A 12,097-nucleotide genomic window follows, 5' to 3' on the forward strand; every position below is an offset into this window, starting at 1 on the left:
CTAAAGGAGGACCAAGAATATGCAAGTTAAGAAGACAGCAGGCATCGCCCTCGTGGCGGCTACCGCTCTCGTACTCGGCGCTTGTGGTGGCGGTACGACTGATGCGAAGAAGTCCAACTCGAACGAGCTGAAGGCTTCTGATTACGACAAGGTTGATCCCGCGAACCTTCAGGATGGTGGAAACCTCCGCCTCGCGCTGAGCGCTATGCCAGTCAACTACAATGCGATGAACGTGAACGGCAACACTAGCGATGTTGCTTCGCGTCTCTACGGCTTCATCGCCCCGATTAACTGGGTCTATGACGCAAAGGGTCAGGCTGAGCCGAACAAGGATTACCTCCTCTCCGCCGATGCGGCGGGTGACGGCACGGATGCCTCGCCGTTCACTGTGAAGCTGAAGCTCAACGACAAGGCAAAGTGGAACGACGGTACTCCGATCACCGCCGCCGATTACAAGGCAACGTGGGAGGCCTGCAACGGCGAGGCGCACAAGGATTATGAGTGCACCTCCACCGATGGTTGGACCTCCATTAAGGACGTCAAGGCTGGCGCAACCCCGTTTGATGTTGAAGTGGACTTCAAGACTGCTTACCCGGATTGGAAGAGCCTCGTTGGCGGCCCGATGCCGGCCAAGGGTATCTCGAACGCGAAGGACTTCAATGAGGGTTGGAAGACCATTGATAAGGCCCGCGATCTCATGACCGGCCCGTTCAAGCTCAAGGCCATTGATGACAAGGCTGGCGTGATCACCCTCGAGCGTAACCCGAACTGGTGGGGCTCCAAGCCTAAGCTCGAGAATGTTACGTTCAAGGTTCTCGATGCTAAGGCTCAGGGCACTGCGTACGCGAACAAGGAGCTCGATGTGGTGGAGACCATCACGGATGCGGCTACTTACGAGACTGCGAAGAAGCGCCAGGATGGTACTGTCCGTGTTTCCGCTGGTACTCAGTGGCGCCACTTTACCTTCAACTCGCGTGCAGATTCCCTGAAGGATGAGGCGTTCCGTAACGCGATCATCAAGGGCATCAACACTGCGAAGATCGCTGCCTCGGATCTCGCTGGTCTTCCGTCTGCCAAGTATGACGTTGCTCTTGGCAACCACTTCTTCATGCCGAACCAGGCCGCTTACAAGGATAATTCGGTGAAGTACGATCCGAAGGCTGCGATGGCTGATCTCGAGAAGCTTGGCTACAAGAAGAATGGCGATTTCTACGAGAAGGATGGCAAGAAGGCTGGCTTCTCCTTCCTTTCAATTCCGGGTGTTCCGGCGTCGGAGAACGAGGCTCAGCTGCTCAAGGCTCAGATGAAGGAGATTGGCGTTGACGTGACGGTGAAGACCGAGCCGTCCGCTACCTTCTTCGACAAGGTGATCGGTGGCGAGTTCGAGGCGACGGCGTTCGCATGGCAGGGTACCCCTTACCCGATGGCGAATGTGAACCAGATCTACGGCAAGCCGTTCGATGATAAGGGTAAGTTGCAGAACTCGAACTTCACTGGCCTTGAGGTTCCTGAGGTTGACAAGCTGATCCCACAGATCGCGAAGGAAACCGACAATGCAAAGCGCGTTGATATGACCAACGAAGCTGACAAGATCATCTGGTCGAAGGGTATGGTTCTGCCGCTCTACTTCCGTCCGCTGATCCAGGCTCAGCCGAAGAATCTGGCGAACTACGGTCCAACCGCGTTTGAGACTATGCTCCCAGAGAATATCGGTTTCACGAAGTGAACCTGAACGCATTAGCGTGAACCACTCAGAGGGTGAGGGCGAAGGAGAAATCCTTCGCCCTCACCCTCGTTATATGGGCAAATGTGTATATTCGTTTGCGTTCCAGGGATATGCTCCTGTAACCTAGGGTACATGATGAATCTTCTCTTCTCCTGAGCGCCGCCCGGCCCACACGGCCGCTGAGCCATTGCTCCCGCTACTACGCGGTTTATTTTTCATGTCCTGGCGCCGTGCGCCGATGAAATAATGCCCCTCCAGATGGGCGAAGAGATGTATGCCCGAGAGGGCTTAGAGAGAAACACACATGCGGCAGAAGAAAACGACACCTGCATCCATTAACCTCCGCGAATTTGAGGTTGGCCCCGCTCCGCGCTTCCCGCACTGGATGAGCGTGGATTCGATCCCCACCTACGATCCTGCCAACCCGATCCGCTCCACGATTACCCAAAACTGGCGCTTACTTACTATCGCTTCACTTGCACAAATCGCAGTGTTCGTCGGCTCGGCACTGATTCCCTGGGCGCTCGGAATCCTCCTCGATTCGGGCATCGAACGCGGCCTCACGGCCGCCCTGATTCCTGGCTCGCTCCTCCTGCTTGCGGTGATTCTGTTCCGCGCAGCCGGCGCTCTCGCTGAATCGCTGAGCATGCTCGCGTGGATGCGCGCAAACTTCGGCTGGCAAAAGCAGATGGTTGATGCACTCTCCTCGGCGCGCGACGGCGGCCGTGAGAAGATGCCCACCGGCGAGGCCGTCGCCGCCCCCACCACAGATTCCCAAAAAGTTGGCTCGCTGATGTACGGCATCACCAACGCGTTCGGTGCGGCCTGCGCCTTCATCGTGATCGCGGTGCTCATGCTCCTCACGGATCTTACGCTCGGCCTGATCGTGGTGATCGGATTGCCACTGACGATTCTCGCGATGGCACGCATGGTGCGCCCACTCCAGGAAAAACTCGATGCCAACCGCAAAGAACGCGGCGCCCTCACAACGCTCGCTGCCGACGCCGTCGCGGGCCTGCGCGTTCTGCGCGGCGTGGGCGGCGAAGACATCTACAACGAGCGTTACGCTGCCCAGTCGGCGAAAGTGGAAGAAACCGGTATTGACGCGGCCCGCCTCCAAGCTACGCTTTTCGGCTTGAACGCGGCCATTCCCGCCGTGTTCGCCGCAGTGATCGTTGGCCTAGGTATCGCAGAAGTTGTGGACGGAACACTCACGATCGGCTCACTCGTCGCCTTCTACGGCTACTCGGCCTACCTCGTCGTGCCAGTCTCCACGGCCACCCAAATGTTCCAAGGCATCTCCGACGCGCGCGTCGCCGCAGACCGCATCGCCAAAGTCGCAACCCTCACCCCACTCACGTCGGACGCCGCGGCCGACCCCACGCTCCACCCGCGCTGGGAGCTCACCGCTCTCACGGACACGGCAAGCGGCGTGAGCGTCGCACCCGGCCGGCTCACGGTGCTGGTGTGCGCCAACCCGGCGCAGTCCGCGGCGCTCGCCGAGCGGCTCGCCCGCGTCAGCGACGAGCACGAGATCCGCGCAACCTGGCCCGCTGGTTCCGCCGACGGCGGTTCTGCCGACGCCGGTTCCGCCGACGCCGGTGCTCCCGCCTCTGACGCCGGTACTTCTCTTTCCGACGCCGGTGCGGCCGGTTCTCTACCGGGGACCGTCACCGCCGACCTGCGCCACATTCCGCTGGCCGAGGTTCGCGAAAACCTTGTGCTTTCCGACGCCGTTGCGCAGATCTTCCAAGGCCGCCTGCGGTCGAACCTCAATGCCGGCAACGCCGAGCGGCCCGTGGTTCGCACGATCGCCCAGCAGATGGGCGACGTCGCCGGCGGCAACGCGCGCCGTTCCCACGAAGAATCGCCCGGTGCGGCAAGCGACGAGGAGCTGACCGCGGCTCTCGACGTGGCCGATGCTGCGGACATCGTCGAAGGTCTCGAGCGTGGCCTCGACGGCCAGATCGCCGAGCGAGGCCGCGACCTCTCGGGCGGCCAGCGCCAGCGCGTGGCCCTCGCCCGCGCGGTGCTCACGCGCGCGCCGATCCTCGTGCTCGTCGAGCCGACCTCCGCCGTCGACTCCCACACCGAAACCCGCATCTCCCAGCGCCTCGCGATGGCACGGGCAGGCCTGACCACCGTGGTGGTCTCAGCCTCGCCGATCGTGCTCGGCATGGCCGACGAAGTGGTGCTCGTTGGCACGCCCGACGTCGGCGCGCCAGCCGCAACTGACGAGCCAAATGACGCCGGTGCGAACGACGCGTCTGAGCCCACCGGCGTCGTCGAACTGGCTCGCGGAACGCACGAGGAGCTCCTCGCCGACCCGCGCTACCGCGCAATCGTCCACCGAGCCGCCGGCGAAGAAACCACCGAGGAGGCCACCCGATGAAGCTCCCCATCGCAACAAACCGCACAATCACGCGCCGGCTCCTGGCGCTCCTGGCCCACTTCAAGGGCGAGTTCGCGTTCGTGATCGCGATCCAGCTCGTGATGGCCGCAGCCGCCGTCGTCACCCCGTGGGTGATCGGCGCAACCTTCGACGCCGTCGCCGCCGGCAAAGGCGGCGACGTGGTGCGCTGGTACGTGGGCGTGCTCGCCGCCGCGGTGGTGCTGCAGTCGCTCACCGCCTGGCTCGCGGACTACAAGGCGCGCGTGCTCGGGCAGAAAGTGTTCAACCTCCTGCGCGTCCAGCTCGTTGAAACGATCACGCACCTGCCGCTGTCGGTGGTCGAAGCCGCCGGAACAGGCGATCTGCTCGGCCGTACCACGGCCGACGTGAACCGTGTGGAATTCTTTATCCGCTCCGGGCTCTCGCGCCTGATGGTGGTCTCCATCCAGGTGATCGCCACCGTGGTGGCCGCGTTCCTCGTGGCGCCAGCGGTGGGAATCGTCGTGGTGGTTTCGTTCATCCCGCTCGCGATTGTGCTGCGCAAATACCTGCGCCGCACTGTTGCCGGCTACCTCGCCTCCTCGGCACTCATGGCCGAATTCTCGGGCGACATCACCGAAACCGTGGAACAGTCCGCCACCGTAGACGCGCTGCGCATGAAGCGCGCCCGCATGGGCCGCTTCATGGTGCTCCTCGAAGAATCGTGGAACAACGAACGCTACACCTCGTGGATGCGCGTGATCTACGTGGCCTCCACCGTGATGGTGCTGTGTGCGCCGATGATCCTCGCGGTGCTGTGGGGTGCGTGGATGGTGGGTCTCGGGCTCGCCACCGTCGGCGCCGTCACCTCCGTGGCGCTCTACGCACAGCAGCTGCGCTGGCCGCTCGACGAGTTCGGCTGGTGGATCGACGAACTCCAGTTCGCCTCCGTCGCACTCGCGCGTATCTTCGGCGTGGGTGAAGTTGCGCCCGACCGCGTCGCCACCGCCTCTGCTCCCGACGCCGACGACGTCGTGATCGAGGATGTTTCCTTCTCCTACCGCGACGGGCGGCCTGTGCTGCGCAACGTCAGCCTGGATATTCGCCCAGGTGAGCGGCTTGCGATTGTGGGCCCGTCCGGCGCCGGTAAATCCACACTCGGCCGCCTCATCGCGGGCGTGAATGCGCCCGGTTCCGGCTCGATCACCGTGGGCGGAGTGGAAGTGACACGCATCGTGGAGAAAGAACTGCACTCCACGTGTGCGCTCGTCACCCAAGAAAACCATGTTTTCGCTGGCACCATCGCCGACAACCTGCGTTTCGCAAAAGCCGCCGCCACCGACGTCGAGCTCCAACGTGCGCTCGAGATCGTCGACGCCGGCTGGGTTGCGTTGCTACCCGACGGACTGGAAACGAAAGTCGGCTCGGGTCAGAAGGACCTCACGCCCTCGCAAGCGCAGCAACTCGCGCTCGCACGCATCGTGCTCCTCGACCCGTCGATCGTCATCCTTGACGAAGCGACCTCGCTCCTGGATCCGACCGCGGCCCGCAGCGCCGAACAGGCAATGAACCGCGTGCTCGACGGGCGAACCGTGATCTCCATCGCCCACCGGCTCTATACCGCCTACGACGCCGACCGGGTAGCCGTGATGGTGAACGGCCAGGTGCGCGAACTCGGATCGCACGAGGAACTGGTGGCTACCGGCGGGGAGTACGCCTCCCTCTGGCACGCCTGGCAACAGGATTGACTACCAGGTGCGGATCATGATGTAGGTGGCCGTTGCCGTTCCTGCGAGGAGCAGGAGTGGCAGCGGCTGCCAGGTTGTTGTAGTGGTTTTCGGGAAGTCGATCGCCTGCGCGTCCAGGCGGGTGCGCGCCTCACGATTGTTGCGGTAGAGCGCCAGGCGCTCCTCGATTTCTCGAGCAGCCCACGAGAGGGAGACCGTGCGATGTTCGGTGCGATCCGACCAATCCCAGTTCACGGCAGTCTCGTTATTGAAATTGAAGTTTTTGGAAAAGTTCGGCGTGTTCTCTCCGCGAAGCGTTCGCGAGATTTCCTTGTCTGACGCCGGCCCTTCGTGATGCCCGCCCTCACCGCGAACGCCACGTACGCGCTTCGCCGTCGGGCTGGAGAAAACGCCCGCCTTCTGCGGAACCGCCCACACGGAAATTTTGCGGCCCGTGCGCAGGAGAACATACAGCCCCCAGCGGCGCTCCGTGCCTGCGATGTCGTTCCATGGGATGCGGTGCGTGCGGAAAATATTTACCACCGTCAGGCCGCCCGGCCCGATCTGAACGTACGAATGGTACGAAAACACCCACGCGGCGGCCGCGACGAGCGCAACGAGGGGAAGCGTGAGCGCGAGCTCGCGAAAACCGCCGTTGTACAGCGACGCCAGCGCAATCACGCCCGCCAACGCAAACCCGATATATCCGTAGAACCGGTACCCATTCCCCACAAGACGAAGTTTCATGCCACCTATTGTGGCAGGTTTCGCGGCGGCTGGCTCGGGCGGCAGGTGAGTTGATGCTTGGAGTCGTATGACGTGAACAGGTGAAACATTCCACCGGAGTGCGCTCCATTTAAACGTAAAGAGCATCACTATGTGCTGTTTTGTTGTTTAATGGGGATCTTATATATCGTGTTGCTTTGACGAAATATGTACCAAATGCCTCTCAGAGGAGAAATAATGCGTAAAATTGCGTTGTTCAGCACCGCGATCGTGACGAGCATGGCTGTTTTTTTTAGGGGGCAACGAGCCTGGCTGTTGCGGACACGCGGGGGCCGTCGGTTGCTGATTCTCTTTCGCATGGGAAGGGAATCGACGGAAATAGTCCTAGCGATGACGTGCTTGCGGGTATGTATCCGCACTTGTTTGGGAGTGATGCTCCGCAACCCGAGGTGACTTCACGCGGTCGGGAGATCCTTAAAGAGCTCACGAGTGAGAAACAGGTATCGAAGCTTGGTAGTCGGGTGGCACCGACCCTGACGCTTTACGGTGGGCTAGCACATACTCGTGGCGGTATGGGGTATCTGGATGTTACTCACGGTAAAGCTGATTTGAGCGTCGATACATCGGAAGGTGAATTGCAGATCGGTCTGCGTGGCCGTGTGATTGGTGATGCCGTCGAATCTGGCGTGAGTCACATCCGTACGTCGAACGGCGTTGACGGGATTTTGCATTTGACGCCTGAGGGAGGTCAAGTGGTTGCTGTCTTTGACTCAAAAGGGGATGGTAATCGGTTCACGCTTGACATGAAAGTTCCCGATGGAACTCGGTGGGTTTCAAATAAAGATGGTTCAATGTCATTGGTTGATCGAGGAACGGGGCAGACAATTGCTGGAATCGATAAACCGTGGGCGTATGACGCTGATAATCGACCGTTGCCAACGCATTTTGTCGTAAAAAATGGGGCGATCACTCAATTGGTTGATATGACGAATGCGAAATTTCCTGTTGTGGCAGATCCGAGTTGGTGGGCTTGGGCTGGGTGTGCTGCAGAAATTGCGCACTTTTTCTTTGTGTTTTTCAAAGCCGCAGGTGTGGGGTTAAGGATTTACAACGTAATCAAGGATTCTCCGCGAGCCTTGCGTGCGTGGAAAAAGGTTGGAGGAATTAAGAATTATGTTCTCGGTTTTAAAGAGTGGATGAATGCCCCGCGCCCTGATGGCAAGGGTTTAACCTGGAGGGCATCCGCGGTTAAAGCGTTCAATCAAACAATCGGGAAATCTATGAAAAAAGAAATATTGAATCTGTTGGGGATTGGTTCATGTTTCGCTCTAGCATTCGGGGTGTAAATGATGTTTGGCACTGTTGCTGCTATATCATTCGTTTTGCTTGGGATATTCATTTGCCTTTATTGTTTAAATGTCTGGTCCGAAGAGGGGCAGAGTGATACTCTGACCCTGCCTATGGCTCTATTGTACTTAAATGCGTGGGGTTTACTTCCATTTGCGCATTTATGTATATGGGTTAAGTATGCCGAACTTAGTTTATATTCAGGTCTTGCGATACTTTTTTGTGTTTGGACGTTGGAAGCCGTTATTCGGTCAGGGCGCGAATATTGGCGGGCGAGACATACGATGCGTTAAAACTGAGGTACCTCTATGTGCAAGTTATGTAACAAATTAAGTGAAAAGCTGGTAAAATATCACGCCAGTGTAACTATTACGGTCTACTCTGCATGGTGGTGGTTTCACTAAATTGTCGGCTCGCCACCAGTATTCAGTGATGATGTACGACTGTCGTTCAGTGGCTACGTGCCGAGGTTGTTCTTAATGTTCAATAATCGTGGGTGTGCCGGCTTGGCGCGGGCCGTCGGACTGTGCGAGGCGTTCGAGCGCGGCGGCAGCGTGCGCGATCATGGTGGGCCCGCCGTGGCCTTCCGTTTCGACGACGGTGAGGCGCGAGTTCGGCATCAGGCGCGACAGGCGCCACGCGGTACCCAGCGGACCGGAAACATCCATGCGCCCGTGAATAATCTCCGTCTCAATCTCGGCAGCCCCGCCCAGATCCCTGAGCAACGGAACCTCGAGGAAGGCGTCGTGTGCCCAGTAATGAGTGGTAAGAATCGCGAAGTCTTGGGAGGAAAGGGTAGTGCCGCCTGGGTACCGGTGGGAGCGCCCCTCCACGCCGTTCCGGCGCGGAGCCTCCCCCTTACGTGCCCCGGCGACACCACCCTCTCCTCCTCGGTCCGGTTGTTCCTCGGCATCGCTTTTTTCTTTTCCGAGGGAGACGTGCGAGTCCTCCCAGGCGAGCCAGGCGTCGATTGCGCGTTCGCGCACGGACGCGTCCGGGTAGGCAACGAGCCGTGCCACGCGTTCAATGAAACGCAAGCCATCGACGTCGACGGCGGGCTCGCCCTTGCGCAAAATGCGCTCCAAGGCCGCTACTTCGGCCTCGAGCCGCGAAACCGCCTGTTCGAGCGCAAAATGCGCCTCGGGGAACACGGTTGCCACGTTCTGGCTGATCCACTCCACTTCCCAACGCGAGGTGGTGGTGAGCGCAAGCAGTACCATGCTGCGAACGCGGTGTGGGAAAGCGCGAGCGTAGGCGAGCGCGAGCGTGGTTCCCCAGCTCACGCCGTAAAACACCCACTGTGCGATGCCGAGCTCAATGCGCAGAGCCTCAATGTCATCAATAAGGGCTGCGATCGTATTGGAGGAAAAATCGTAATCTGGCTCCGAGGCGTGGGGAGTGGACTGGCCGCATCCGCGCTGGTCCATGCCCACCAGGCGCCACACGGCCGGATCGAAAAGCTGTGTCCAGCCGCGCTTGCCGAGCCCGCCGCCGGGCCCGCCGTGCAAATACAGCGCCGGAATCCCCTCGGGATTCCCATGCTCCTCAAAATACACAAACACATCCCCGGCCCCGTTATTACCGCTCGGTTCTTCTTCAGCGCCTCGGCATTCGTTTGGTGAGGGGGTCGAGGTGCCGCCAGGGCACGTAAGGGGGAGGCTCCGCGCCGGAACGGCGTGGAGGGGCGCTCCCATCGGTGCCCAGGTGGTATCTCGACTCCCGTCCTCGGCGGGGCGCCGGAGGAAGCCGGAACGGTACGGAACGGAACGCGGATGTGTCATACACCTCATGGTAGTTCAAACGTGTTTATTCCATCGCACTTTACCCGCGAACTCTTGGGCAAATGCGCCGATCCGCGTAAAGTTGCGCACGGCAAGAATTAATGCAAAGGATGTAAATGAAGCGCAACGGCATTCGCAACGTGGCCATCGTGGCACACGTTGATCACGGTAAGACCACCCTGGTGGACGGCATGCTCTGGCAGGGCGGCGCGTTTGACGCGCACGCGTCGGTAGAGAAAACCGGCGAACGAATCATGGATAGCGGCGATCTGGAGCGCGAGAAGGGCATCACCATTCTCGCGAAGAACACCGCGATCACTTACAAGGGCCCGTCGGCGGAAGAGTTCGGCTCGCCCGACGGCGTGCTCATCAACGTGATCGACACCCCCGGCCACGCCGATTTCTCGGGTGAGGTGGAGCGCGGGTTGTCGATGGTCGACGGCGTTGTGCTGCTTGTCGATTCCTCCGAGGGCCCGCTTCCGCAGACCCGCTTCGTGCTACGCAAGGCGCTCGAGGCGAACCTGCCGGTGATCACCGTGGTCAACAAGGTGGATCGCCCGGACGCGCGCATCAGCGAAGTTGTGGACGAAACTCAGGATCTGTTGCTCTCGCTCGCATCCGATATCGAAGATACCGAGGGGCTCGATCTTGATCGCCTTCTCGAAATCCCGGTGGTGTACGCCTCGGCGAAGGCCGGCCGTGCGGATCTCGTCCAGCCGGCGGACGGCGAGCTCCCGGCGTCGGAAAACCTTGAGCCGCTGTTCCGTACGATCCTCGAGTACGTTCCGGCTCCGGAATACGACGAAGACGCACCGCTCGTTGCGCAGGTGACGAACCTTGATGCCTCGCCGTTCCTTGGCCGTCTCGCGTTGGTGCGCATCTACTCGGGCACGCTCACCAAGGGCGCCTGGGTGGGCCTGATGAACGGCCCGGATTCGGACATGGAGCGCGTGCACATCACCGAGCTCCTGCGCACGCAGGGCCTGGAGCGTATCCCGGCAACGGAGGCTGGCCCAGGCGATATCGTGGCCGTGGCCGGTATGCCGAACATTATGATCGGCGAGACCCTCGTGGATCTTGACGATCCGCGCCCGATGCCGAAGATCCACATCGACGATCCCTCGATCTCGATGACGATCGGTATCAACACCTCGCCGCTCGCTGGTAAGGAAAAGGGCCACAAGCTCACCGCTTCGCAGGTGCGCGATCGCCTCGAGCAGGAGCTGATCGGCAATGTGTCGATCCGCGTTCTGCCCACCGACCGCCCGGACGCCTGGGAAGTGCAGGATCGTGGCGAGCTCGCGCTCGCGATTCTCGTTGAGACGATGCGCCGCGAAGGCTTCGAGCTCACCGTGGGTAAGCCGCAGGTTGTGCGTAAGGTGATCGACGGCGTCGTGTACGAACCGTGGGAGCGCGCAACGATCGACGTTCCCGAAGAGTACCTCGGCGCCGTCACGCAGCTGATGGCCGCACGCAAGGGCCAGATGGAAACCATGACGAACCACGGCACCGGCTGGGTTCGCATGGAGTTCCTCTTGCCCTCGCGTGGAATGATCGGTTTCCGCACCCAGTTCCTCACGCAGACCCGCGGAACCGGTATTTCGGCGTCGATTTCCGACGGCTACAAGCCGTGGGCGGGCGAAATCGAATCGCGCACCACTGGTTCGCTCGTCTCGGATCGCGCCGGCCAGGCCACGGCGTTCTCGCTGCAGCGCCTCGAGGATCGCGGCACGTTCTTTGTGGATCCGGGCGACGAAGTCTACGAAGGCATGATCGTGGGTGTGAACTCGCGCGACGAAGACATGGACGTGAACATCGTCAAGGCCAAGGAAATGACGAACATGCGCTCGGCCACGGCTGACGTGTTCGAAACGCTCCAGGCCCGCCACAAGATGACCCTCGAAGAGTCGATCGAATTCGCGGCCGACGACGAGTGCATCGAAGTGACCCCAGAAAAGATCCGCCTGCGCAAGGTGATCCTCAACGGCCAGGAGCGCTTCCGCGAAGCCTCCCGGAAGAAGCGGGCGGCTGGAAAGTGAAATTCCTGATCGGGGCCCTCCTCGGTGCGTTCACTGGGGGTGTTGGCGTGATCGTTCACGCCGGCACCCTTGCCGCGCCCTGGGCGGGCCCCCTCATTGCATTCCTGCTAGTCTCATCCGGTGCTTGGGTGATCGCCGAGCGATCCGGGGTGGCCGGCTGGATTGGTTACGCGCTGGGTGCGTGGGGAGTAACAGTCTGGCTACTCCTCGCTCCGCCCGCGAACGATATCTACAATTCACTGACCCCCGGCCTTTCCGCCACCTGGATGCTCCTTGCGGCGGTTTCCACGATCGTGGGTCTCATCATTGCTAAACTTTTTGACAAAAAAGGCGAAAAGAACGCACAGATTCACGCGCCCGAGCGCGTGGAACGGGGGTAA

8 protein-coding genes are annotated in these 12,097 nt (G+C 60.6%); 6 read left to right on the forward strand and 2 right to left on the reverse strand.

The window, feature by feature from the left end; all coding sequences use genetic code 11:
* Positions 1 to 19 precede the first annotated feature (19 nt).
* The 3 genes from P8A24_RS02010 (at position 20) to P8A24_RS02020 (ending at position 5,845) form a co-directional block, all read left to right on the forward strand.
* Positions 20 to 1,726, forward strand: coding sequence for an ABC transporter family substrate-binding protein (locus P8A24_RS02010; RefSeq protein ID WP_278059214.1), 1,707 nt, complete (start codon positions 20 to 22; stop codon positions 1,724 to 1,726).
* Positions 1,727 to 2,030: 304 nt separating this feature from the next.
* Entirely contained in the window at positions 2,031 to 4,118 is a 2,088-nt protein-coding gene (locus P8A24_RS02015) for an ABC transporter transmembrane domain-containing protein (protein WP_278059216.1), read from the forward strand.
* Entirely contained in the window at positions 4,115 to 5,845 is a 1,731-nt protein-coding gene (locus P8A24_RS02020) for an ABC transporter ATP-binding protein (protein ID WP_278059217.1), read from the forward strand. Before P8A24_RS02015 ends, P8A24_RS02020 begins: the two co-directional genes overlap by 4 nt.
* Here the strand turns inward: P8A24_RS02020 and P8A24_RS02025 are convergent, their stop codons facing one another.
* On the reverse strand, positions 5,846 to 6,571 hold the full coding sequence (locus P8A24_RS02025) for a PH domain-containing protein (RefSeq protein WP_278059220.1): 726 nt from the start codon (positions 6,569 to 6,571) through the stop codon (positions 5,846 to 5,848). It abuts the gene before it with no gap.
* 500 nt (positions 6,572 to 7,071) lie between these two features.
* On the opposite strand from P8A24_RS02025, the gene P8A24_RS02030 reads away from it, so the two are divergent.
* Complete coding sequence (locus tag P8A24_RS02030; RefSeq protein WP_278059222.1) at positions 7,072 to 7,896, forward strand: hypothetical protein; 825 nt, start codon at positions 7,072 to 7,074, stop codon at positions 7,894 to 7,896.
* 477 nt (positions 7,897 to 8,373) lie between these two features.
* Here the strand turns inward: P8A24_RS02030 and P8A24_RS02035 are convergent, their stop codons facing one another.
* Entirely contained in the window at positions 8,374 to 9,453 is a 1,080-nt protein-coding gene (locus P8A24_RS02035) for an alpha/beta fold hydrolase (protein ID WP_278059224.1), read from the reverse strand.
* 341 nt (positions 9,454 to 9,794) lie between these two features.
* On the opposite strand from P8A24_RS02035, the gene typA reads away from it, so the two are divergent.
* Both typA and P8A24_RS02045 read left to right on the forward strand, forming a co-directional pair.
* The gene (typA, locus tag P8A24_RS02040; protein ID WP_278059227.1) at positions 9,795 to 11,717 is read left to right on the forward strand and encodes a translational GTPase TypA; all 1,923 of its coding nucleotides are present in this window, start codon (positions 9,795 to 9,797) and stop codon (positions 11,715 to 11,717) included.
* Entirely contained in the window at positions 11,714 to 12,097 is a 384-nt protein-coding gene (locus P8A24_RS02045; RefSeq protein WP_278059229.1) for a hypothetical protein, read from the forward strand. The genes typA and P8A24_RS02045 overlap by 4 nt, the downstream gene beginning before the upstream one ends.

Source organism: Arcanobacterium wilhelmae (assembly GCF_029632765.1).
Lineage (GTDB): Bacteria > Actinomycetota > Actinomycetes > Actinomycetales > Actinomycetaceae > Arcanobacterium > Arcanobacterium wilhelmae.

Coding starts and splice junctions, on each gene's coding strand:
- P8A24_RS02010 (WP_278059214.1), top strand. CDS start 20: ATGCAAGTTAAGAAGACAGCAGGCATCGCCCTCGTGGCGGCTACCGCT.
- P8A24_RS02015 (WP_278059216.1), top strand. CDS start 2,031: ATGCGGCAGAAGAAAACGACACCTGCATCCATTAACCTCCGCGAATTT.
- P8A24_RS02020 (WP_278059217.1), top strand. CDS start 4,115: ATGAAGCTCCCCATCGCAACAAACCGCACAATCACGCGCCGGCTCCTG.
- P8A24_RS02025 (WP_278059220.1), bottom strand. CDS start 6,571: ATGAAACTTCGTCTTGTGGGGAATGGGTACCGGTTCTACGGATATATC.
- typA (WP_278059227.1), top strand. CDS start 9,795: ATGAAGCGCAACGGCATTCGCAACGTGGCCATCGTGGCACACGTTGAT.